General features: G+C 40.1%; 23 protein-coding genes and 1 pseudogene. 12 read left to right on the forward strand and 12 right to left on the reverse strand.

The annotated features are described in order from the left end of the window. Positions 1–157: 157 nt before the first annotated feature. Both adiA and G6Q48_RS08850 read right to left on the reverse strand, forming a co-directional pair. Complete coding sequence (gene adiA / locus G6Q48_RS08845; protein ID WP_166265889.1) at positions 158–2,431, reverse strand: arginine decarboxylase; 2,274 nt, start codon at positions 2,429–2,431, stop codon at positions 158–160. Between the two features lie 104 nt (positions 2,432–2,535). Beyond that, entirely contained in the window at positions 2,536–3,396 is an 861-nt protein-coding gene (locus G6Q48_RS08850) for an SIS domain-containing protein (protein WP_166265892.1), read from the reverse strand. 255 nt (positions 3,397–3,651) lie between these two features. Here G6Q48_RS08850 and murQ point away from each other — a divergent pair, with 255 nt between their 5' ends. From murQ to G6Q48_RS08870, 4 genes and pseudogenes are all read left to right on the forward strand, one after another. Continuing rightward, positions 3,652–4,563: an N-acetylmuramic acid 6-phosphate etherase gene (gene murQ, locus G6Q48_RS08855; RefSeq protein WP_166265895.1), complete on the forward strand. Its 912-nt coding sequence runs from the start codon at positions 3,652–3,654 to the stop codon at positions 4,561–4,563. 26 nt (positions 4,564–4,589) lie between these two features. Beyond that, positions 4,590–6,053 carry a PTS N-acetylmuramic acid transporter subunit IIBC gene (gene murP / locus G6Q48_RS08860; RefSeq protein WP_102138897.1) on the forward strand — a complete coding sequence of 488 codons (1,464 nt, stop codon included), beginning with the start codon at positions 4,590–4,592 and terminating at the stop codon, positions 6,051–6,053. Positions 6,054–6,167: 114 nt separating this feature from the next. After that, positions 6,168–6,523, forward strand: a pseudogene (locus G6Q48_RS08865) (type II toxin-antitoxin system RelE/ParE family toxin). Continuing rightward, positions 6,507–6,806 carry a helix-turn-helix domain-containing protein gene (locus G6Q48_RS08870; RefSeq protein ID WP_102138896.1) on the forward strand — a complete coding sequence of 100 codons (300 nt, stop codon included), beginning with the start codon at positions 6,507–6,509 and terminating at the stop codon, positions 6,804–6,806. Before G6Q48_RS08865 ends, G6Q48_RS08870 begins: the two are co-directional and overlap by 17 nt. Before the next feature lie 44 nt (positions 6,807–6,850). Here the strand turns inward: G6Q48_RS08870 and G6Q48_RS08875 are convergent, their stop codons facing one another. Next, entirely contained in the window at positions 6,851–7,456 is a 606-nt protein-coding gene (locus G6Q48_RS08875; RefSeq protein WP_166265898.1) for a LysE family transporter, read from the reverse strand. Positions 7,457–7,557: 101 nt separating this feature from the next. Between G6Q48_RS08875 and G6Q48_RS08880 the strand changes: the two genes are divergently transcribed. The 3 genes from G6Q48_RS08880 to G6Q48_RS08890 all read left to right on the forward strand — a co-directional run bounded on the left by G6Q48_RS08880 (position 7,558) and on the right by G6Q48_RS08890 (position 9,804). Beyond that, on the forward strand, positions 7,558–8,541 hold the full coding sequence (locus G6Q48_RS08880; protein WP_166265901.1) for a hydrolase: 984 nt from the start codon (positions 7,558–7,560) through the stop codon (positions 8,539–8,541). After that, positions 8,538–8,756, forward strand: a complete 219-nt coding sequence (locus G6Q48_RS08885) for a YheU family protein (protein ID WP_102138893.1) — start codon at positions 8,538–8,540, stop codon at positions 8,754–8,756. Before G6Q48_RS08880 ends, G6Q48_RS08885 begins: the two co-directional genes overlap by 4 nt. A 178-nt stretch (positions 8,757–8,934) precedes the next feature. After that, positions 8,935–9,804 (forward strand): phosphoribulokinase, encoded by an 870-nt coding sequence (locus G6Q48_RS08890; protein WP_004265947.1) that lies wholly within the window; start codon positions 8,935–8,937, stop codon positions 9,802–9,804. A 90-nt stretch (positions 9,805–9,894) separates the two neighbouring features. Here the strand turns inward: G6Q48_RS08890 and G6Q48_RS08895 are convergent, their stop codons facing one another. Continuing rightward, positions 9,895–10,296: an OsmC family protein gene (locus G6Q48_RS08895; protein ID WP_166265904.1), complete on the reverse strand. Its 402-nt coding sequence runs from the start codon at positions 10,294–10,296 to the stop codon at positions 9,895–9,897. A 355-nt stretch (positions 10,297–10,651) separates the two neighbouring features. On the opposite strand from G6Q48_RS08895, the gene crp reads away from it, so the two are divergent. Both crp and G6Q48_RS08905 read left to right on the forward strand, forming a co-directional pair. Further along, the gene (gene crp / locus G6Q48_RS08900; RefSeq protein ID WP_006813718.1) at positions 10,652–11,284 is read left to right on the forward strand and encodes a cAMP-activated global transcriptional regulator CRP; all 633 of its coding nucleotides are present in this window, start codon (positions 10,652–10,654) and stop codon (positions 11,282–11,284) included. A gap of 191 nt (positions 11,285–11,475) precedes the next feature. Beyond that, entirely contained in the window at positions 11,476–13,242 is a 1,767-nt protein-coding gene (locus G6Q48_RS08905) for a hypothetical protein (protein ID WP_166265907.1), read from the forward strand. A gap of 49 nt (positions 13,243–13,291) precedes the next feature. On the opposite strand, the gene G6Q48_RS08910 is transcribed toward G6Q48_RS08905, so the two are convergent. The 3 genes from G6Q48_RS08910 to ppiA all read right to left on the reverse strand — a co-directional run bounded on the left by G6Q48_RS08910 (position 13,292) and on the right by ppiA (position 16,232). Further along, complete coding sequence (locus G6Q48_RS08910; RefSeq protein ID WP_166265910.1) at positions 13,292–14,506, reverse strand: aspartate aminotransferase family protein; 1,215 nt, start codon at positions 14,504–14,506, stop codon at positions 13,292–13,294. A 129-nt stretch (positions 14,507–14,635) separates the two neighbouring features. Continuing rightward, positions 14,636–15,211 carry an aminodeoxychorismate synthase component II gene (locus tag G6Q48_RS08915; RefSeq protein ID WP_102138889.1) on the reverse strand — a complete coding sequence of 192 codons (576 nt, stop codon included), beginning with the start codon at positions 15,209–15,211 and terminating at the stop codon, positions 14,636–14,638. Positions 15,212–15,659: 448 nt separating this feature from the next. Next, positions 15,660–16,232 carry a peptidylprolyl isomerase A gene (ppiA, locus tag G6Q48_RS08920; RefSeq protein ID WP_102138888.1) on the reverse strand — a complete coding sequence of 191 codons (573 nt, stop codon included), beginning with the start codon at positions 16,230–16,232 and terminating at the stop codon, positions 15,660–15,662. Between the two features lie 322 nt (positions 16,233–16,554). On the opposite strand from ppiA, the gene yihA reads away from it, so the two are divergent. Next, positions 16,555–17,166 (forward strand): ribosome biogenesis GTP-binding protein YihA/YsxC, encoded by a 612-nt coding sequence (gene yihA, locus G6Q48_RS08925; RefSeq protein WP_102138887.1) that lies wholly within the window; start codon positions 16,555–16,557, stop codon positions 17,164–17,166. 113 nt (positions 17,167–17,279) lie between these two features. Here the strand turns inward: yihA and G6Q48_RS23180 are convergent, their stop codons facing one another. The 5 genes from G6Q48_RS23180 to G6Q48_RS08945 form a co-directional block, all read right to left on the reverse strand. After that, on the reverse strand, positions 17,280–17,327 hold the full coding sequence (locus G6Q48_RS23180; RefSeq protein WP_438361642.1) for a hypothetical protein: 48 nt from the start codon (positions 17,325–17,327) through the stop codon (positions 17,280–17,282). A gap of 337 nt (positions 17,328–17,664) precedes the next feature. Continuing rightward, positions 17,665–20,457: a DNA polymerase I gene (gene polA, locus G6Q48_RS08930; protein WP_166265913.1), complete on the reverse strand. Its 2,793-nt coding sequence runs from the start codon at positions 20,455–20,457 to the stop codon at positions 17,665–17,667. Positions 20,458–20,854: 397 nt separating this feature from the next. Continuing rightward, complete coding sequence (dsbA, locus tag G6Q48_RS08935) at positions 20,855–21,475, reverse strand: thiol:disulfide interchange protein DsbA (RefSeq protein WP_102138885.1); 621 nt, start codon at positions 21,473–21,475, stop codon at positions 20,855–20,857. Between the two features lie 33 nt (positions 21,476–21,508). Beyond that, on the reverse strand, positions 21,509–22,504 hold the full coding sequence (locus tag G6Q48_RS08940; RefSeq protein ID WP_102138884.1) for a serine/threonine protein kinase: 996 nt from the start codon (positions 22,502–22,504) through the stop codon (positions 21,509–21,511). A 6-nt stretch (positions 22,505–22,510) separates the two neighbouring features. Continuing rightward, positions 22,511–22,780 (reverse strand): YihD family protein, encoded by a 270-nt coding sequence (locus G6Q48_RS08945; RefSeq protein ID WP_004262581.1) that lies wholly within the window; start codon positions 22,778–22,780, stop codon positions 22,511–22,513. Between the two features lie 216 nt (positions 22,781–22,996). On the opposite strand from G6Q48_RS08945, the gene mobA reads away from it, so the two are divergent. Next, positions 22,997–23,590 (forward strand): molybdenum cofactor guanylyltransferase MobA, encoded by a 594-nt coding sequence (gene mobA, locus G6Q48_RS08950; RefSeq protein WP_166265916.1) that lies wholly within the window; start codon positions 22,997–22,999, stop codon positions 23,588–23,590. Then, positions 23,587–24,123 carry a molybdopterin-guanine dinucleotide biosynthesis protein MobB gene (gene mobB / locus G6Q48_RS08955; protein WP_102138882.1) on the forward strand — a complete coding sequence of 179 codons (537 nt, stop codon included), beginning with the start codon at positions 23,587–23,589 and terminating at the stop codon, positions 24,121–24,123. The genes mobA and mobB overlap by 4 nt, the downstream gene beginning before the upstream one ends. Positions 24,124–24,303: the final 180 nt, after the last annotated feature.

Consider the following 24,303-nt stretch of genomic DNA (forward strand, 5'->3'; position numbering starts at 1 on the left):
CTCTTTCACGTAAAACATAATATTAGAATAACTTTTAAAGATATTTAATTATTAAGTCATTAAATATTTCTAATGACTTAATAATTCCTGATAGCTTAATAGTTAAATATACTTACCCTATGATTATTTCTCTTTCTTAATGTTTTACTAAAAAAGATTAGTTAATTTCCCGTACACACATCACATAATACTGGCCATCAATAATTTCAGTGCCTTCGGTTTCATGCTCAAAACCCGGAAACTCGCTGTCCCATGCTTGAAGACTATGCAAGTAGCCGATATGCGGGCTGTTTTTATCGCCAAAGCTTTCACCCGATAACAACATAGGGATACCCGGTGGATAAGGAATAATCGAGTTAGCCGCAATACGTCCGGCAAGTTTCTCTAAAGGAACCGCTTCAACGCGGTTAGCGACAATTTCTTGATAGGCATCGCGTGGGCTCATCATCACGGCAGGAAGTTGCTCATAAGCCTGATTTAACTGTCCACCTGGGTTATTTTTTTGCAGATACACAAACATTTTATTGCCTAGATCACGGAGCCCCATCTCACCATAGATCTCAGGAGCCGCTTCAACGACTTCAGGTAATACCTTTTTCAGTGCCGTATTGTTGTCATAATGGCGCTTAAACGACAGCAGCGCATTGACCAGTGTTCCCCATTTCCCTTTTGTAATTCCCATCGAAAACAAGAACATAATTTGGAAATCAGTCGTACGGGTCGGCACAATACCATAGTGATTTAACCATGCCGTGACTAACGCAGCTGGGACGCCGCTACCCAGTAATTTACCGTCATCTCCCATTCCCGGTGACAAGATACTCACTTTAATCGGGTCCAGCATTGCCCAATTTTCAGGGATATCTTTAAAACCATGCCATTTATCTTCGGGGTTCATCACCCAACAGCTTTGTTCTTTCATCAACAGCTCAACAGGGGCGTCTTCAAAAGCATAGCGCTTGCCTGTTGCTGGGTCTTTTACCATTTCTTGATTCCATGGTTTGAAGAACCATTCATCGTCATTAATAAATTCTTTGTATAGATAGCCCAGTGATTGACGGAAGTCTATGGCTTCACGGATCACTTCATCAGTAAGTGAGCGCCCACTGTTACCGTCCATCATGTCTGCGGCAATATCATTTGAGGCACAAATTGCATATAGCGGCGAAGTGGTCGCATGCATATGATAGGCTTGGTTAAAACGATTGAAATCAATCGAATTACGGCCATTTCGAACGTGGATAAATGAAGCTTGCGAAAGCGCATTCAATAATTTGTGCGTAGAGTGAGTCGCAAAAACAGTGGGTTCATCGTCTTTTCTAGGATCATCACGCATCGCAAAGTGGTCATGGTAGATAGGGTTAAAACGTGCGTAGCCGTACCATGCCTCGTCGAAATGGATTCTATCTAATGATTTATCCAGCAAATCCTGTACTTTACGTGCGTGATAACATACGCCATCGTAAGTACAGTTGGTTACGACGCTATATGCAGGTCGTTTGCCTATTTTATCCGAAGTTAATGGATTTTCAGCGATTTTATCAGCAATCGCTTCCGGTGTCATTTCTTGAGGGTAAATCGGGCCAATGATGCCATAACGATTGCGGCTTGGTGTCATATAAACCGGTTTTGCTCCGGTTAAAATCAAACCTTGCTCAATAGATTTGTGGCAGTTGCGGTCAATCACAACAACATCGTCATCCGTCATGCAAGCTTGCATGATCGTTCGATTCGAACCTGATGTTCCTACGACCACGGAATAAGATTGATCAGCCCCAAAAATGCGTGCGGCATTCCTTTCACATTCACCAAATGCGCCAGTGTGGTCTAACAGTGAACCCACAGCAACCCGCTCTATACCAATATCCGTACGAAATAAGTTCTCCCCAAAGAAATCATGATAGATGCGACCTGCGGGGGTTTTGGTGAACCCAACACCACCTTGATGCCCCGGTGCTGCCCATGAATATTCATGTACATCACTGTATTTAATCAAGCTTTTCATCAACGGGGGTAATAAATTAGCACGGTAACGGATAATCGCGGCAAGGACACGGCCTGCAATAAAATCTGCGGAATCTTCTAAAATCCACGCAAATTCATCGACTTGTTCCATCATCTTACGGTCAAATGCCGTCAAGGCTTCTTCACGATCACTTAATAAAAAGACAGGGACATCTTCTTGCCTGCGGTGAAGTTGGGTAATTAACTGATGTGCTTGCGTTTGTTCCTGCGTGTCTGACATATCACGACCATATAACAAACAGTCAATACTGGTATTTGACCGAATGTATGCCATCCCATCTTCAAAATTACGAATGATCACGGTTTCTACGTGCTCATCTTTAAGTTCACTGGCGAGTCTTGCTACGGCATGGCTAATAACGGAGTCGTCATCGGTTAATTCCGTATAAACTATGAGTGCTCTCATCAATAACTCCCTTTTAACGTTTTAAAATCAAAATACTTATGATATTAGTCTTAACGCAAATAAGGCTTGATTGCAAAGTTATCGATGAGGATCTAAGCCATCAATCATTCATCTAATTTATTAATCACTACTCTTGCATTCATAACCAATGACTTCGCTTTCGCTTCCCTTCGTTGCAATAACGCCATAAAGATCAAATCAGTCAGTGTGTTTTGTGCAGTTCTTGATGAAATTGACGAACTACGCCATTCATCTTCCTCTGCGATACTTTCAAGAACATAATCAGCAATTTGCCCCAATGGTGAATCACCATCACGAGTAATCGCGATAACGCACGCCCCTTGTTTACGTGCAATGTTCGCTGCTGTTAGCATGTCTTTACGCCTTCCTGTAAAAGAAATGACGATTTGTACATCATGGGTATTAAGCGTGAGCGCAGCCGCTATTTGCACATGATGGTCTGACTCCACGAGTGTTGTAATACCAATTTTTTGTAATTTGTAACTTAAATCTTTCGCTGTTAATCCTGACCCACCAATACCGACAATTTGAACTCTCTGTGATTGGTCTATTCGTTCAACAATTCTTTCAAATTGATTGAAATCAATTAGTTTTGTTGTTTCTGTGATTGAATGATTTTTTTCCATTGCCAATTTCTGAGCAACAACCATCAAGTTGTCATCAGGCGCAATACGATTATGTAGAGCAGAATGAGGCGCTCCTTCCTTAAGTTGCTGGCGCCCAATAATCTCACTAAGTGCGAGTTTCAAAGCGGGATACCCCTTTACCCCAACTTTCTGACTAAACTTAACGATAGCAGACTGGCTGACATCTAAAATTTCCGCTAATTGCTGAGATGACAGATTCAGTACATTTTCGGGATTTTTAAGGATAAATTGTGCAATTTTGCGTTGGTTTTCCGCTAATCGCGGTAATGAGCAAGTAATGATATCTAATAGTGTCATGACACCCTCTCGAGATTAGCGTTCTTTTTTCGTTTTACAGAATAAATTAATAATAAATTATTCCTATTTTATTTGACCGATGACTTGAAAATAATTGTTTAAATTCAATCAACAATAGACATTCAATCTAAACTAAGTAACAAAATATTCTTTTATATTCGCAAATTAGAATAGGTAACACCGTGATTTTAATCACACCAAAGGAATAAATAATTCCTTAATATTAGTTCAATAACTGATTTAGGAGCAATTTTTATGACTATCGACTTAAGCAAAATGGTAACTGAAAGCCGTAATGAGGCCAGTACCAATATCGACCAACTCTCAACGGCTGAAATGCTGAAGGTCATTAATGATGAGGACAAGCTCGTTCCGTTAGCGGTTGAAAAAGTGCTCCCTGAAATTGCCCAACTGGTTGATAAAGTTGCAGAAGCCTTTTTAAAAGGGGGTCGTTTGATTTACTCGGGTGCAGGAACCTCTGGCCGTTTAGGGATCCTTGATGCCAGTGAGTGCCCACCAACTTATGGAACGCCCCATGAACAAGTTGTCGGTTTAATTGCCGGTGGTCACCAAGCTATCTTCCGTGCCGTAGAAAATGCAGAGGATAAGCCTGAGCTGGGTGAACAAGACCTCAAAGATATTCAATTCAATAAAAATGATGTACTCGTCGGCATCGCGGCCAGTGGGCGTACTCCCTATGTGTTAGGCGCGCTCGCTTACGCACACCAAATTGGTGCCACCACCGCGGCTATCAGCTGTAACCCTAATAGCCCTGTGGCTAATAGTGCTGATATCGCCATCACACCCGTTGTTGGCCCAGAGGTCGTTACGGGTTCCTCCCGTATGAAAGCGGGAACAGCCCAAAAATTGGTACTAAATATGATAACCACAGGGGCAATGATCCGTATCGGAAAAGTGTTTGGTAATTTAATGGTCGATGTCGAAGCAACAAATGCCAAACTTATTGAAAGACAAACAAAAATTGTGATGGAAGCGACACAATGCGATAGAAACACCGCAGAGTCTGCGCTTCAACAATGTGATAGGCACTGTAAAACCGCCATTTTAATGGTGTTATCTGGCTTGAATGCCGATGAAGCACGCCAGTTACTCTCTAATAATAATGGCTTTATTCGCACAGCACTCAATATCGCTACCTCCGCCTAACCTGCGGATTTTATGAGATAAATAGCATGGCTAAAATAACAATAGAAATGATGCAGCAAGTTCTGCAACACGTTGGTGGTCGTCGCAACATTAAGTTAGCAGGCAACTGTATGACACGCCTACGCTTGACGCTCAATGACGATCAGTTGGTCGACAAAGCCGCACTTAAACAAATCGCAGGAGTCCTTGGTGTTATTGAAAGTGATGAACAACTGCAAATCATCGTGGGCCCCGGCAAAGCACAAACTGCTGCGGATTTAATGAATCAATTGCTAGAAAGTGAAGATGACGACCATCAGGAGCCATCTTCCCCTCAAGACCTGAAAGATATTGCATCCGCAAACAAGCAGCAACTGAAAAAGAAACAAACCAGTGCCGTTCACCGATTTTTATCAAAATTTGCCACGATATTTACACCATTAATTCCGGGTTTTATTGCTGCTGGCTTATTATTAGGTTTTGCAACACTGGCAAAACAGAGCTATTTTCCTGCGGGTCTCCCGACAAAGCCTGAAGAGCAAACCCTACTCGTACATACTATTTTATATATGTCAGTATTTAGCAAAGGGCTGTTTAGCTTTCTAAGTATTCTTATTGGTTATAACACTCAAAAAGCCTTTGGCGGTAGCGCAGTAAATGGCGCCATCATCGCTTCACTGTTTGTTCTTGGATACAACCCAGAAATAGCCAAAGGGTTCTATTCTGACATGAATAGCTTCTTCGGGTTAGCTATCGACCCAAGAGGTAACATTATTGGGGTCTTGATTGCATGTATTTTTGGCGCATGGGTCGAAAAACAGGTACGTAAAATCATCCCAGCTAACCTTGATATGATTTTAACTTCAACAATTACCCTGTTAATTGTTGGTGCTGCGGTGTTTATCTTCATCATGCCAATTGGCAGTTGGTTATTCTCTGGCATGTCATGGCTTTTTGTGCATTTAAGCAGCAACCCATTCGGAACGGCAATACTAGCAGGGCTGTTCTTGATTGCAGTAATGTTTGGCGTGCACCAAGGTTTTGTTCCGGTATATATGGCATTGGTTGAAACTCAAGGCTTTAACTCACTTTTCCCTATCCTAGCGATGGCAGGTGGTGGGCAAGTTGGTGCCGCAATGGCGTTGTATGTTAAAGCCGCGAAAGATTCGATATTACGTAACCAAATTCGTGGGGCCATCATTCCAGGTTTCTTAGGTGTCGGTGAGCCGCTGATCTACGGTGTCACTCTTCCGCGGATGAAGCCGTTTGTCACAGCATGTTTAGGTGGTGCTGCGGGAGGTTTCTTTGTTGGATTAGTGGCTTGGATGGGGTTACCGGTTGGTTTAAATACTGTCTTTGGCCCATCCGGCTTAGTCGCTATCCCAATGATGACCTCTGCTGATGGCGTGTTCCCAGGAATGTTAGTTTATGTAGGCGGGTTATTCACATCCTACTTATTCGGTTTTATTTTTACTTACTTCTTTGGGACAAAAAATGTCGATTTAGACTAATAACTCGATCAAACAAAAAAGCAGCTAGTTGGCTGCTTTTTTGTTCTTGAGATCATAAGCCACAGCTTATACTTTCTGTATACGTCATAGCTTATGCAAGGATGCATCGTGTGGATAGTCATATTAACACCTCGTTTTGAAACCTGGCTAAACAAACAAAATGGGCGCACTCAAGAAAAAATTTTAGCTGCACTCAGAAATTTAGAAGTTTTGGCCCAAGATTGCCTCGCCCCTATGCCGATACAATAAAAGGCTCTAAGTACAGCAGCATGAAAGAACTCAGGGTTCAACATGCAGGCAAAGCCCTCCGCGCATTTTTTGTATTTGATATTCAGCGGCAAGCGATTGTTTTATGTGGTGGTGATAAAAGTAATGACAAACTTTTTTATCAAACTATGGTACGAATCGCGGATGATGAGTTTACTGCATATCTAAAATTGATGGAGAAAAAAAATGAAGACCCTACATGATGTAATTGCTGAACGCTGCCCAGAAAGCCAAGCAAGAATTAACGAGTTAGCGGATGAAATGATACTTGCAACGGGGCTTCAGTTAATGCGAGAGGAACTTAATATTTCACAAAAGATGCTAGCCAGCCGCCTTGGTATTTCTCAACCAGCTATTACTCAAATTGAACAACGAGGCAATGATCTTAAACTGGCAACATTAAAACGCTATGTCGAAGCAATTGGAGGTAAACTCAGCCTTACGATTGAATTACCGACAGGTAATAGCCGAGTCTTTCATATCTAGATTCACCAAGAAGCTCAATTATACTCGCTTCTTGGTAAAGCTGATCATTCCAACCAAATTAACGGCACACACAGTGCGGTTAATAAGCCCATTACCCAGTTAAAAATAAACCAAGCACGGCGGCTGCGCAAAAATAAGCTGATTAATGAACCAAATCCCATCCAAATTAAGCCTGCCACTAAGTTAACCACCACGAATGCGATACTCATCATTAAAATTGATTGGGTAAATAACTCACCGGGGAGGCTAAATCCCCCTACAGCACCTAAACCCATCATCCACGCTTTTGGGTTTAAAAATTGCAATAAGCCCCCTTGATACCAAGTCACGCTTTTCGCGACTTCGCTATTGGTCTTAAGTGGTGCATAATTAGCGGTGGCGGTTTTCCATGCGAGCCAAAGTAAATACAAGCTCCCAGCAATTTTTAATGCGATATAAATGGCGGGATAAAGCAGTAAAAGTGCAGCAATACCGAATGCAGAAAGATAAAGTATGGATTGCATGCCTAACATAATACCAAAGCATAATGTTATCGTATGGCGAAAACCGTAGTTTGCTGCACTTGACGTTAGCAACATATTGTTAGGGCCGGGAGTGACTGCAGCAATGAATAAAAACGTAAAAAGAGAAAAAACCAGCCCCAATGTCATTTATAATTTAGCCTCAAACTCAAATTTGTTTACTTGCATCACAAAAAAATAACAGTATGTTATGTGACTCACAAGAGTCTCCATTAAATAAAAATAAGGCTATGTCAGAAAACTTTCGTCCAATAAGTTGGGCTAAAAATCCACACCTCCAAACATTACTGCCAAGGATTTTCCGTAGAACACCGAAAATCAAACCGATATGGCAGCGCCTTGAATTGCCAGATGGCGATTTTATCGATCTCGCTTGGAGCGAAAAACCTGAGCTAGCGGCGCACAAGCCACGTTTAGTGATATTCCATGGCCTAGAAGGGAATTTTAAGAGCCCTTATGCCCACGGGATGCTAGAAGCTGCCCAAAATAACGGTTGGTTGGGTGTGGTGATGCATTTTAGGGGTTGTAGCGGTGAGCCAAATCGCCAGCAGCGAATTTACCATTCAGGCGAAACAAATGACGCCCGCTATTTCCTACGTTGGCTAAAAAAGACCTTTGGGGATGCACCAACCGCAGCTGTTGGTTATTCTCTTGGGGGCAATATGTTAGCCTGCTATCTCGCTGAAAGTGGGCAAAATGCAGATATCGATGTGGGTGTTGTTGTTTCTGCCCCTTTGATGTTGGAAGCCTGTTCTTTGCGAATGGAAAAAGGGATATCTCAATTCTATCAACGCTATTTACTAAATGGCTTAAAACGTAATGCAACGCGTAAATTAGTGCGCTACCCGGGATCACTCCCTTTAAACCTACTGCAATTGAAGCAGCTTAAGCGGATCCGTGAGTTTGATGATGTGATTACTGCGCGTATTCATGGGTTTGATGATGCTACCGATTATTATCAAAAATGCAGTGCATTGCCCAAATTAGCTTATATCACTAAACCAACGTTAATTATTCACGCCAAAGATGATCCATTTATGGCACCTGAAGTTGTGCCTGATTTATCATTTTTACCCCACAATGTGGAATACCAAATGACGGAACATGGCGGACACGTAGGCTTTGTGAGCGGTACCTTGAGAAAACCGCAAATGTGGTTAGAAACCCGCATTCCCCAATGGTTAATGCCTTATTTAAATAAGGAAATAATGTGATTGTTCCATGGCAAGAACTTGCCCCTGAAACATTGGAAAATCTGATTGAAAGCTATGTTTTACGAGAAGGGACAGACTATGGCTCCCATGAAAAAAGCTTGCAAGATAAGGTTAACGATGTGAAACGGCAGTTAGTTTCTGGTGAAATTGTGCTAGTCTGGTCTGAATTGCATGAATCGGTTAATTTCATGCCTAAGGGAAGTTTTTCTTTATGATATTTTTATTCCGTGGTTCATTTTGACGTCATCATCTACCATAAATTAAGTTGGGTGTTTTCTAACGCAACCATGTTGTAAAACTATCAAATAAGGCTCATAACCCTAACACCCGTTAATCCGCTTCATGCACTGTTGATTAAAATAGTGCTTATTAGCGCAACACAGGGAGTCTGCGATGTCCAAAAAGCACCCAATCATAGCCATCACCGGTTCAAGCGGTGCTGGCACAACCTCAACTAGCCAAGCATTTCGTAAAGTTTTTCACCAATTAAATATCCAACCGGCAACACTGGAAGGGGATAGCTTTCACCGCTATACACGTCCTGAAATGGATATGGCTATCCGTAAAGCCAGAGAACAAGGGCGGCACATCAGTTATTTTGGCCCCGAAGCGAATGATTTTGCTTTGCTTGAACAAACCTTAGTCGACTACGCAAAAACCGGCTGTGGGCAGTCCCGTAAATATCTACATACTTATGATGAAGCGGTACCTTATGGCTTGCAACCTGGGACATTCACCCCTTGGGAACCGCTGCCAGACAAAACAGATATTTTATTTTATGAGGGGCTGCATGGGGGTGTTGTTACTCCAGAACATAATGTTGCACAACATGTTGATTTGCTTGTCGGTGTAGTCCCTATTGTCAACTTAGAATGGATCCAAAAATTGATCCGCGATACCACAGAGCGAGGGCACTCTCGCGAAGCAGTCATGGACTCGGTTGTGCGTTCTATGGGGGACTATATTAATTACATCACGCCACAATTTTCTCGCACTCACATCAATTTCCAACGTGTTCCAACGGTAGACACATCTAACCCATTCTCAGCAAAAGCAATTCCGTCACAAGACGAAAGCTTTATTGTGATCCGTTTTCGTGGGCTAGAACAAATTGATTTCCCCTATTTGCTATCAATGATATCTGGCTCATTTATTTCCGCAATGAATACAATTGTCGTTCCAGGAGGGAAATTGGGGTTAGCAATGGAATTAATTATGGCACCAATAGTCGAAAAATTAATTAATCAAAAGAACAACAATTAAATTATTTTTTGATTAATAAACAAGATGCTTATCATTAATTAAGATAAGCATCTTTCAATTCAAATATATTAGTAAAAATTAAATTTATTTTTAGTTTTTTATTTCAAAGCTGTGTGTGACTTCAACGGTTTTCTCTAACATCAATGCCACTGAGCAATATTTTTCAGCAGAAAGTTGAACAGCACGTTCGACCGCTTTTTCCGTTAATTCATTCCCAGTTACAATAAAATGCAAATGGATTTTCACAAAATAACGCGGGGCTTCTTCACGGCGCAGTGAGGTTAATTTAACTTCACAATCAGTAACATCGTAACGGCCCTTTTGTAAAATCGAAACGACATCAATCGCGCTACAGCCGCCGGCCGCCATTAGCACCATTTCCATTGGACTTGGCGCTTTATCGCCCGCATTGCCATCCATCATCACTTGGTGCCCAGACGCTGACTCCCCTAAAAAAGAAAGTCCTTCAACCCACTTTACTCTTGCTTCCATTGTATTTCCCCTTGAAATGAAATCGATTTAAAGGCTACATTGTTCCATAGATACAATGAATGTTATATCAACTTTATTTGGCTGAAGCGATACAGGGGAGACTTTCTGTATTGGATATGCTACAAACAATACTTAGTTGATAGGATTAAGATCAAAACTCAACGGTTTAATTGATCATATTATAGTGTTGATATCAATTTGCGTTACCAAAAGCAATCAAAAGCGCTGAAGTAATCAGCCTCTTGATTATTTAAAGGTATATAAGGCAAATTAATATGCTAAGCTAGTGACTTTAAAGCCAGCCTTTCTAGACGTTTTTCCGAATGGCTGCAATAACATACAGAGGATAACGCTAATGGTTCTCGGCAAGCCACAAACAGACCCTACTCTTGAATGGTTTTTGTCACACTGCCATATTCATAAATATCCATCCAAGAGCACTCTTATCCATCAGGGTGAGAAAGCAGAAACCCTTTACTATATCGTTAAAGGTTCGGTGGCTGTTTTAATTAAAGATGAAGAAGGCAAAGAAATGATCCTCTCTTACCTGAATCAAGGGGATTTCATTGGTGAGCTTGGGTTATTTGAAGAAGGGCAAGAACGCACTGCGTGGGTTAGAGCAAAAGTCGCCTGCGAAGTTGCTGAAATTTCATATAAAAAATTCCGTCAATTGATTCAGGTAAACCCTGATATTTTAATGCGCCTTTCTGCGCAAATGGCTAGTCGCCTACAAACAACATCTGAGAAAGTCGGTAACCTCGCATTCTTAGACGTTACAGGCCGTATTGCTCAAACTCTATTAAATTTAGCCAAACAACCTGATGCGATGACACATCCAGACGGTATGCAAATCAAAATTACCCGTCAGGAAATAGGCCAAATCGTGGGTTGTTCCCGTGAAACAGTTGGCCGTATTTTGAAAATGTTAGAAGACCAAAACCTGATCTCTGCACATGGTAAAACAATTGTGGTTTACGGCACACGTTAATTAACCTTTCAGCCTGGCCACCTTTGGCTGGGCTATTATTGTAAACAGCGGTATATCAATGATATAGCGCTGTTTTTCATTTCTTTGCTTATGGCCCCTTTATTGACTTTCTAGCACACTCGCGTTTTTTGATATTAATTAAAATATACTTATATAAAATAATTAATAATTAATCATCCGAGATTTTATATATGCGCACTATTACTAGCACAAAAAACCAAGTTATTTCGCCACAATTAGAAAATAACAAAAAAGATTTTATTAAGAATAAAACCTTTTTTGAAAACTTACAATATGCAAATCAAGCATCTGTAAATTCCCCCACATTAGTGAAACAACCTACAGAACAGATAAAAAAGACACCACGTGAAAACTTTGTATCTTCATTAAATATAGGAAGTTTGCTACCTAATACCCAGCCAACTCATAAGACATTTTATCCTAAGCATAAAACTATTTTTGAAACTCAAAAAAATAAAAATATTGACATCCGCTCTATCGATTTCAAGACTAGCCTTGATTTTTTTAAAAATATGCCTAGTTCTCAAGATCAGAGCTTAGTTTCTCGCTATCCCCTCATATTTAAAAATTCGAGAAAAATAGAAAAAAATTTTACCCCAGTAGAAGACCATTCAATTACCCATAAAACTCAGGAAGACTTACCAATGCAAACAAGTAAAAAAAACAGCGTTGAAACCTCAACGTTTGTAGATTTTCATTTAAACCGTTCCGCAGGTATGCTATCTAATTTTAAATATAAAATAAAATCCATTCATGAGAAAAGCACTCGTTATTTAGAAAATAAATTAAAAAAAAACAATAATGAAGAACTATGCGTTAAGTTTGAAAATGGGAAGGCTAAAATTACTGATGAGGCTACTATAGCCAGAAAAAACTTAATGAAACAACATGAAAAAACTAATCATGCCAAGGCTACGAGTGATATCATTTATACAATACAGCAAGAAAAATCAGATTTATATAATAACTATAAAATCCTACTCGATGAAATGATCCGAGTTGAATCGAAAATTAATAAACTGATAAGCGGAGAGTCAAAACCTGAAGAGGAAATCCACCCCCTGTATCAAAATCATAAGCAGTTCGAAAAATTAAATATCATCGATATTATAGATTTCCCAATATCACCAAATGGTAAAGTTCGTGATATTAATGTTATCTTCAATAAAATGAGAGCAACCATCGAAATGCTGGAAGATGAATACAATAATTTTAAACAAGTAATTGAAAAAGAAGAAAAAAATAAAGATGATAAAATCAAAAATACAGATAAAATATCTTCTTTTGAACTCACCCACTCATCAAGTAATGTAAGTTTAAGCTCATCTGGCTATCATTCTGATGATATAAGTAATTATAAAGAAAAACAAAAAAGCCTAATACCTAAACGAATCAAAATGTACGATTTTTCACAGGTTAAAAAAATAGAGCACCCAATTAAATCAAAAAAAAGCCATATTCCTCAGTTAATTAAAGCTAATAGACCATCAACGACGAATAAAACAGAAATACCTACTGCAATAATGGACAACTATTTACGAAAAACAAGCTTAAAAAAAACGCTTTATCAAATTCCAGAACCAGGAAAAATTAGAAAGGCCGACAAAATTACCTATGGACACAGTGATTCTACCAATCGACTCCACAAAGGAGAGAAAGCAATCGTTAATTTACCTGAACACCTAAAAGCAAATAATGCTAGCTCCTTAATAATTAAACAAACGCAATCATCTAGACTAAGACAACGTCTGCCTATTAATAAAACTTCCCAAATTCATAAAGCAACCTCAATAACCCCAATGAAATTGAGTAAAATAGAAAAAGAAATAGAAAAAACGTCTAATGAATTAAAGCAACTTAGTAGCAAGATGGGGAAAGAAATACAGTTTCAAAAAAATACTATTTCAAAATTAAATTCAATAAAAAAAATTAAATAACATTAAAAAATAGATTGCAGAAAATATTTTCTGCAATCTTATCTCATGGTTAACTCAGCAATTTCCCGATCGCCGCATCTAATTTCGCCATCCCACTATTAATTTCTTCCTCAGAAATAATCAGTGAGGGCGTAAAACGCAATACGTTAGTGCCTGCATTTAACATCATTAAGCCTTCTACAGCACTGGCTTGCAAAATATCTTTCGAACGTTTTAATAATTTGCCATCTAACTCCGCGCCGATTAATAACCCCATTCCTCTGATCTCAGAAAAGATGTGGTATTTATCGTTAAGTTTATTTAAATGAGCAACAAATAATTCACGACGCTTTTCGACACCACTTAACACTTCTTCAGTATTAATAATATCAAATGCCGCATTCCCCACCGCACAAGCTAATGGATTGCCACCATAAGTCGTACCGTGCGACCCCACTTCCATGGTTTTTGCCACTTCTTCAGTGGTGATCATTGCACTGATAGGAAAACCGCCACCCAATGCTTTTGCCGTGGTTAAAATATCAGGCACAACGTTGTAATGCATATAAGAAAATAGTTTGCCTGTACGCCCCATACCGCTTTGTACTTCGTCAAAAATGAGTAGTGCGTTATTGTCGTCACACAGCTTACGAACTCCTTGCAGAAATTCTGATGTTGCTGCGGTTACACCACCTTCCCCTTGTACGGGCTCTAACACCACTGCACAGGTATTTTCATCAATCACCGCTTTGACTGCATCAAGGTCATTAAAAGGCACATGAATAATATCCGCGGGTTTTGGCCCAAAGCCATCTGCATATTTCGCTTGCCCACCAACCGAAACGGTAAATAATGTGCGCCCATGAAAAGCTTGTTTAAAAGCAATAATCTTCGTTTTATATGGGTTATATTTAGTAATGGCGTAGCGACGCGCTAATTTAAACGCGGCTTCGTTAGCTTCTGAGCCGGAATTCACAAAAAATGCACGGTCAGCAAATGTCGCATTCGTGAGCTTTTGTGCTAACTTCAGCGCCTGCTCGTTAGTGAAAATATTACTGACATGCCATAGCTTTTCGCTTTGTTCACGCACAGCCGACACCAAACTAGGGTGGCAATGCCCCAAAGCAAGAACAGCGATCCCACCGGCAAAATCAATATATTCTTTACCTTGCTGATCCCAAACGCGGCTCCCTTCGCCTTTAACTGGAATAAATTCCGCCGGCGAAAAAATAGGCAACATAACTTGATCAAAAGTCTGCCGATTTACTACTGGTTGCTCTGACATACCCCTCACCTGCTCTTATTTAATGCGAAAATGAAAACATAAGCATTAAATATGAATAAAAAATCAAAAAAGAGCAATAGCAAAGGGCATAATATGCATAATTAATTTATTCTGAACGATATTTCTAAATTAATATTTCAGAAAATTATTGAGTAATTCATGACCTTGTTCACTCAGAATGCTTTCAGGATGGAACTGAACGCCCTCTATAGGCAAGGTTTTGTGCCGTATTCCCATGATTTCATCAACATCACCATTATTCAGTGACCACGCTGATACATCAAAAGAAACAGGAAGCGTCTCTGCCGCAATCACCAGAGAATGGTAGCGTGTCACTGTCAAGGGGCGGTTCAAGCCCTTGAATACACCTTGATGGTTATGGTGGATAGCAGAGGTTTTACCGTGCATAACTTCTCGTGCTTTAACGACTGATGCACCAAAAGCTTGCCCAATCGCTTGATGCCCTAAGCAAATGCCTAAAATAGGTAGTTTACCTGCAAAGTATTTGATCGCCTCAAGGGAGATGCCAGCCTCATCCGGTGTACATGGCCCAGGTGAAATCACAAGATGTGTAGGCGAAAGCTGTTCAATTTCTTCGATGGTAATTTCATCATTACGTTTTACAACAACTTCAGTCCCTAACTCACAAAAGTATTGGTATAAGTTGTAAGTAAATGAATCGTAATTATCAATAAGTAGAAGCATATTAGCCTATCCGACTGATTTTTATCATTATGTATTAATTCTTATGCATATTTTTATCGTGTTGGCAATCAGAACGATGATTAAAACACCATAAAAATAATAAGGGCGGCTATCATAGCACAGCCAAAGCAGGAAAATAGCCTATTTAAGTCAATGATTGTTTTTTATCGGAGATAAGTTTCCATATAAAAATCATGGAATTATATTTACATCCCTATAACAAACCCGTATTTTGATTAAGATTTACTTTAAATACAACGAAATAAAAGGTTATTAAAAATGAGTAGAAGCTGACACATTTTAGTTAAGGCAGTCAATGAAGGGAAACTCAAAGGGGGGGTGAAAACGTTGTTTTTTATAAAAGTGGGCACGTTAAAGCAACCTACCCACTGTATTCGACACGATAGTTTTTAATCACTACCGTTTTTGATCGCTACCATTTTGATCACTATGGCTTTTTAATCACTTCAGCAGAAATGATTGTAATAGGGTCAACCGGGACATTCTGATATGGCCCCACGTTTTCCGTTTTTACTTTAGAGATTTTATCTGCAACATCCATCCCTTTCACCACTTTACCAAATACAGCGTAACCAAAATCACGTTGGCCGTGATCTAAGAAAGCATTATCTGCAACATTGATGAAAAATTGGCTCGTCGCACTGTCTTTATTCGCTGTACGCGCCATTGAGATAGTACCGCGCAAGTTACGTAAGCCGTTATCCGCTTCGTTTTTAATCGGTGCACGGGTTTGTTTTTGTTGTAAATCTTTATCAAACGCACCGCCTTGGATCATAAATCCAGGAATAACACGGTGGAAAGTGGTTCCGTTGTAATAACCTTCATTAACATACTGAACGAAGTTTTCTGTCGTAACAGGGGCTTTTTTGCTATTCAGTTCTAATTCGATATCACCCGCTGACGTGACTAATTTGATATAAGTCTCACCCGCAGATAATGCAAGAGAAGATGCGCTCATTGCGCAGACGGCCAAAAGTGGCACAAAAATTCGTTTTAACATGTAAGATCCCTTTCGTTATAGCTCATTACAACTGCAATCTAGCAATTCTAGAGTGAAGCCAACAAGAATGCTGAAGATTTACCTATATTTACGCCAAAAAATAGAAACACACTAAATACGCTAAATTCTAGACCAATTTCAGTAAAAGACGTCATGAATAATGGCTATTTCTCTATTATTGCCATTTCATCGCACACAACACATAAAAATAAGACCGTCCTCAAAAGGAAAAGTGGCTGAGAGGATATTTCGAGTTGTCGTGAAGCGCTAAGCAAAGCTATAATCCCCGAGCCTTTTGAGGCTAACTCAGGGAGAACGACAAATGGCAATTAAAAATCATAACTACCAGATGGCAAAATTTGTCATCAGTGCACCCGATATCCGTCATCTACCTAAAGATACCGGAATTGAGGTGGCTTTTGCTGGCCGCTCTAATGCGGGGAAATCCAGTGCATTGAATGCATTAACACAGCAAAAAAGCTTAGCACGTACCAGTAAAACACCAGGAAGAACTCAGCTAATCAACCTATTTGAAGTTGAGGAAGGCGTTCGCCTTGTTGACCTTCCGGGATATGGTTATGCCGAAGTTCCTGAAGAAATGAAACGTAAATGGCAACAAGCACTCGGAGAATATCTCCAAAAGAGAGAATGTATTAAGGGGCTTGTTGTATTAATGGATATTCGCCATCCATTAAAAGACCTCGATATGCAAATGATTGAATGGTCTGTTGCAATGAATGTACCCGTTTTAGTTTTGCTCACTAAAGCAGACAAACTTGCCTCTGGTGCAAGAAAGAAACAGTTAACGGAAGTTCGCCAAGCACTTGCTCCACTTGAAGGGGATATTGAAGTGGAATACTTTTCAGCGCTGAAAAAGATTGGTGTTGATAAACTCCGCATTAAGCTAGATAGCTGGTATAACACACCTGCTTGATTTCTCTTATTGTGAGCCAGAAATGGCTCATTACAGCCTTATATCTTCTAATTCTCTGAATTTTAGATAAAAAAATGCTCCAGTCAAAAAACTTTGACTGGAGCAGCTAATATTCAGCTAAATCCGATTACGTGAAGTAAAAGGTCTGAAAGATAGAACATCTTACCTCTGTACCCTACGCCTATTAATGTACTTTATTTTTCGCTCGAAAAAAAGCCTTTTTGTAATTTTTTTTCAAAGCTTTCTACGATTCAGCACTGAAATATGAATAGAATGAGCCAAAAAACGGATTTTAATTACATATTTATGAGATGCATGTCGCATAAAAATGTTAATCATTTTCTTGACTGTCATCACAAAAATAATTGATTTATTGCAGAGTTAGATTAAATTTCTAGTAAATAATTTCAAATGCATAATTATCTGTTATGCCTTTGCTGAACATAAAAAAACCTCCAATGACGTCTTGGAGGTTTGTATATTCAATATGGTTAAAAATTAATGAGCTTCATCCCAGTTATCACCAATTCCCACATCCACTTTTAATGGTACATCGAGTTTCATACTTTGTTCCATTAATGACTGAACTTGAGCTTGGACACGCTCTAATTCTGACTCTTTGACCTCAAAGACTAATTCATCGTGAACTTGCATTAGCATGTCTGCATGTGGTTTTTCCGTTTGCAACCAATTATCAACGGCAATCATGGCTTTTTTAATGATGTCCGCTGCGGTTCCTTGCATTGGTGCGTTGATTGCTTCGCGTTCTGCTGCTTTACGGCGCATTCCATTACTGGATTTAATGTCCGCTAAATATAAACGACGCCCCTCAAGTGTTTCAACATAGCCTTGTTCGGAAGCCTGTAAGCGTGTGTTTTCCATATAACGCAATACACCTGGGTAGCGTTCAAAGTAGAGATCCATATAGCGCTGAGCTTCACCACGAGGGATCCCCAATTGGCGTGCTAAACCAAATGCGCTCATGCCATAGATAAGCCCAAAGTTAATCGCCTTGGCACTTCGACGTTGATCGCTAGTAACTTGTTCCAGTGGCACACCAAAGACTTCAGCGGCCGTCGCCTTATGGATATCTTTCCCTTCAGCAAACGCGGTTAATAGGCCCTTATCTTGGGATAAATGCGCCATAATACGTAATTCAATTTGTGAATAGTCCGCTGCCATCACTTTGTAGCCTTCACGCGCAATAAAGGCTTGGCGGATACGACGCCCTTCTTCAGTTCTCACTGGGATGTTTTGTAGGTTAGGATCCCGAGAAGACAAACGCCCTGTTGCTGTGACAGCTTGGTGATAAGAAGTATGAACACGCTGAGTCCGCGGGCTAATCATTAGAGGGAGTTTATCCGTATACGTGGATTTTAATTTGGCTAAACTACGGTGCTCGAGTAACAATTTTGGCAATGCATGGTTCAGCGCCAATTCTTCAAGCACTTCTTCATTGGTCGACGCAGCCCCACTTGGCGTTTTCTTTATCACTGGCAGTTGTAATTTTTCGAATAAAATCGTTTGCAATTGCTTTGGTGAAGCGAGGTTAAACTCTTCCCCTGCAAGCTCAAAAGCCTCTTTTTCCAATTCAGCTAAACGGGCAGTAATCACTTTCGACTGCGCAGCAAGCACGTTTGCGTCAATTAAAACGCCTTTACGCTCCATTCGGACTAACACAGGCACAAGTGGCATTTCAATATTTTGGAAAATGTGATTAAGCTTAGGTTCAGCCTCTAGTTGTGGATATAACGCTTGATGCAGTAATAACGTGACATCTGCATCTTCCGCCGCATAATTAGCGGCTTGCTCTAAAGCAATTTGGTTAAATGTCAGCTGTTTTTTGCCCTTACCCGCGATTTCTTCAAAGCTCACGGTTTTATGGTTCAGATGGCGGTCGGCCAAGCTGTCCATATCATGGCGTCCCATCCCCGCAACACTGTTTAACACATATGACTCCAGCATTGTGTCATAACCAATGCCTTTTAATTCAATGCCATAATTTTCAAGAACTTCTGCGTCATATTTCAAATTTTGGCCAATTTTGAGGATTTTTTCACTCTCAAGTAAAGGTTTCATAACTTCCAAAACCTCTTCCAGAGGAAGTTGTACTGGCGCATCCAAATAATCGTGACCTAATGGCAAATAAGCAGCATGCCCTGGCTCAATTGCAAATGACATCCCCACTAAACGGGCTTCCTGAGTATCTAAGCTGTCCGTCTCAGTATCAAAAGCAAATAATGGTGCTTTGCTCAACTTTTCAACCCACTGCTCTAAATCGGCTTTTTCCAAAATCGTTTGGTAATTTTCAGCACTCAATGTTGGGACTGCTGGGCTTGATGACTTCACCGGTGACGCTGCTGGTGTTGGGCTTGCTTTTGTACTTGCGCCTTTCCCCTCCATCCAAGTCCCATTCTCAACATCAGTTAACCAACGTTTAAATTCATAACGGCTGAATAATTGATGCAGTTTATCCACATCAGGCTGAGCAACTTGCAGCTCTTCACAAGCTTTATCAAGTTCCACATCGGTTTTGATCGTCGCGAGTTGATAGGATAAAAAAGCCAATTCACGGTTTTCCGCCATTTTAGGGGCTAACGTTTTAGAACCTCTAAAGCCTAATGGGGCAATCGCGTCAAGATCACGATAAATTGCTTCTAAGCTACCAATGCCTTGGAGCAAGGCGAGTGCTGTTTTTTCACCAACACCAGGCACGCCTGGAATGTTGTCTGATGAATCTCCCATTAATGCTAAAAAGTCGATGATAAGTTCAGGGGGAACTCCGTATTTTTCTTTAACTTCATCAGGCCCTAGAATAGTGTTATTCATGGTATTGATTAGCGTAATATTAGGCTCAACTAATTGCGCCATATCTTTATCGCCCGTACTGATTAACACAGGCATACCTTTTCGGCTTGCTTCACAGGCTAATGTCCCGATAACGTCATCAGCCTCTACGCCTGAAACTACAAGTAAAGGCAACCCCATCGCTTCAACCATCTCATGTAATGGGGCGATTTGAGCGCGTAAATCATCAGGCATGGGTGGGCGATGAGACTTATAGCTTTCAAACAATTCATCACGAAATGTTTTTCCCTTCGCATCAAAGACAACCGCTACATGGCTAGGTTTATACTGCATAACTAAACTGCGTAGCATATTAAGCACGCCATACATTGCCCCAGTAGGCTCACCAGCACTATTGGTCAGTGGAGGGAATGCATGATAAGCACGGTATAGGTAAGAAGAACCATCAACCAAAATAAGGGGGTTTTCTGCAATCTGAGCCATAATCTGTCATCATCTTTTTAGTCAGGAACGAATACTAATAGGATGCCATAATGTGGCCTCAGATACATCCCAAGTTTTATATTCTGCTTAGTTAGATAATTAAAAACACACCAAATCATCCACTGTTATAAGTACCCCATTGATTACAGTTAATTAAAATTAATCACGCCGATTAACTAAGTATCTGACTAACATCCTGTGGATAAGCTTGTGTGTAAATTTGTGTTACTCAGTAAATTCAATAAGTAATATGACTATTAACAATATAAACAGAAAAGTAAAATCAAAGGGTTAGCACAAAATTGAATGGGTTTAATACAGGTGAGAGAAAGTCTTTGAATTGTGGATATTAATAGAAAAAAGAGACGATGGCGAGTATACCACCGTCTATTTACGATTATTTTTTATTTACTAAGAAGTTCACAACATTAGAGAACTCTTTACCGTAGTCAGCTGCGTTATCAACTGAGATACCGTTATTGCGAATTTGGTATTTACCATCAACAAATAGTGCAGGAACACCACGCAGTTTTAAGTCTTGCGCTGCATTTTGCTGTTTCGCAACGATAGATTTCACAACGAAGCTATTTAACGCTGCATCATACTCTTCACCAGAAATACCTGCTTTGATAAAGGCATTACGGATATCGGCTTTACTGTTAATAGTTTGCGTTTTTTGGATACCTTCAAACAGGATAGGTGTGACTTTGTCTTCTGCTTTCAGGACAATCGCAACGGCCCAAGCTTGAGTTAAATCAGCGCCTAAAGGACCAAGAAAGTCAACGTGATAGCGTTCCATCTTCACGCCTTCTGGCAAGTTTTTCTCTACTGTTTGAGGCACTTTATACACACTCTCAAATTGATAACAGTGTGGGCAATAAAATGAGAAGAACTCCAGAACTTGAGGTAAATTTGGTACAGCTTTAACATCAGTATACTCTTTACCTTCCGTGTAGTTTGCCGCTGCAGCACTAAAAGACATGGCAATACCAAGCAAAGCCAACATAATTTTTTTCATAGACTACATTCTCCAAAAACAAAAACTTAAAAGTTAAAACTGAGGGGTTAACTGCAAAGGGGCGTCTTGCAACCGTTCAATTTGTTGATTAAATTCGAGCGATTGTTTTTGCCAAAAATCATCAGCTTGTAGCCATGAAAATGCTCGAGGGAACGCAGGGTCTTGCCAACGGCGGATAACCCACCCGAGGTAATGTACCATGCGCATTGCTCTAAGAGGTTCAATAAGCTTCAGCTGTTTTACATCAAAATCACAAAACTCATTATACGTTTCTAATAACGTATCCAATTGAATGACTTGATCTTGACGAGAACCATTAAGCAGCATCCAGAGGTCTTGGATTGCAGGCCCGTTTCGGGCATCATCAAAATCCACCATCCAAGCTTCATCACGCCATAGAATATTGCCTGGATGGCAATCACCTTGTAGGCGAATAGATGAATGTGAATCAGGCCATTGTAATTTTACTTGTGCAATCAATGCATCTAAAGACGCCATAAATTGGGCTTTATACCGTTCTGCAATCAAAGGGCTTGATGCCATCACTTGGCGGGGTTGCGCCAAATATTCATCGAGACCTATTGTCGGACGAAATGCAAAGTTTTTACGCTGACCAATTTGGTGTATACGCCCTAGTAAGTGGCCTACACTTTCTAATTGAAACAAATTGTCGGTTTCATATTGCCGGCCACCGATACTCGGAAAAATTGCAAATATAAACCCACCAAATTCCAATACCGTTTGCCCTGCAAACTCAAGAGGTGCGGCTACAGATAACCCTTCGTCTCGCAGTTCTAAAGTAAAATCGTGCTCTTCTTGAATTTGTGAGCGGTTCCAACGTTCAGGACGGTAAAATTTAACCACATAACGTTGCCGATTTTCGTCTTGGAACTGATAAACACGATTTTCGTAGCTATTTAATTCAAGTAGCCCTGATTCGGGGTAAACCCCAACTTCCATTAAGGCATCTAAAATTAAGTCAGGGGAAATTCCACTAAAATGGAAATTCGAATGTTCTATTTCATCCATCGCGCTTTAGTCTTTAATGATGCCACGGGCACGCAAAATAGCGGTTTTAAAGTCATCTTCATAATCTTTTTTTAAACCCGGGATCGCTTCATTGCTGTCCGAGCCACGCATTTTTAAATGATAAATCAGCACATCGTCTGTTAACTCAGATAAACTACCTTTAAAGCCAGCTTCATCAGCTAATTTTTGCAATAATTCTACCAAGTTTAAATCTGAATTATCTTTCCAGACAGGATGCAGAAGCTCAATAACTTCATTTAAGCGATGGCATTTCATGTTTATTCCTTTATCACGAATATTTGATACAAGTTACCAATAATCATACAAGAGAAAAAGCGAACTGTTGTCAATCTACGTAAAGTTTAACGGCAATACGCACGAATATTCATTGATTTTATAGCAAAATAGAATAAATTTTAGTAATTACTATACTCGAAAGTGTTTTATAGGAATGTTGAAACATTTTCTTGAAGATATTCAGGGATATTGAACATGTCATTTCGTCAGTCAATAACCGGTGTGATACTCGCTGGTGGCCGAGGCACTCGAATGGGGGGGCAAGATAAAGGGTTGGTACTTTTATCGGGAAAACCGCTCTATCAACATATTTTAGCACGCTTACAACCCCAAGTTGGCGAAGTACTCATCAATGCAAACCGTAATCAGGCACGTTACAGCGAAAGCCTATTGACCGTCATTTCTGACTTAAATAACCATTTTTCTGGCCCATTAGCAGGAATGCAATCTGCTTTGCACCACGCGACAACTGACTGGTTACTGTTTGTGCCTTGCGATGTTCCCGCTTTTCCTCTCAATTTAGTGGAGAAAATGTTTAATGAGAAAGAAAAACATTTAGCCTGCTACGCTTGTGATGCAGAACGAGAACACCCTACATTTGCTTTATTACACCGTTCACTAAAAACTCAACTCGATGATTACCTTGCAAGAGGTGACCGTAAATTAATGCTATTTATGCATGAAGTTAATGCAAAAGGCGTTATTTTCTCACCTGAGTCTGGTTCATTTGCGAATCTTAATACACTGGAAGATAGCCGTAACTGGGAGCTACAACAAAAAGAATCATGAAGCAAAATACTCTACCCCTACTTGGAATTACCGCTTACAGCGGCACAGGAAAAACAACCCTATTAAAAAAAGTTATTCCTCTGCTCAAGCAGCGTAACGTACGCGTTGGTTTAATTAAACACACTCACCATGACATGGAAGTGGATAAACCAGGCAAAGACAGCTTTGAATTACGCAAAGCTGGTGCTGACCAAACGCTTGTTGCCAGTGAAAAACGCTGGGCACTGATGACTGAAACCCCCGACGCGAATGACATGGATCTACGCTATTTAGCCAGCCGTTTCGATCCCGCTTCATTAGATCTGATCCTCGTTGAAGGATTCAAACATGAGACGATCGACAAAATTGCCTTGTTCCGTTCTGAGGTGGGTAAACCGTTAAACGGCTTAATAGATGACTATGTGGTTGCTGTTGCCAGTAATGAAATCATTGATACTCACGTGCCGCAGTTAGATATCAATAGCCCAGAACAAATTGCTGATTACATTGTGTCTTGGTGGCAAAAAAGTGTCTTGGCAGCAAAAAACAATTAAATAAGCACGATACCGTCATTAGCCATGCAAAAAAGAGATTGGCTGAATTGAGCGTGTGAGTTCACATTTTCATACTTTGCTGTTTGAATAACCCAAAAAGTTTAATTACAGTATTTGAAAATTAAGTTATTGGATTGTTACTGCACTTATTACGCAGGCAAAACCTGATTAGTCAATGAA

Source organism: Providencia sp. M-27, assembly GCF_011077905.1.
Taxonomy (GTDB): Bacteria; Pseudomonadota; Gammaproteobacteria; order Enterobacterales; family Enterobacteriaceae; genus Providencia; species Providencia huaxiensis.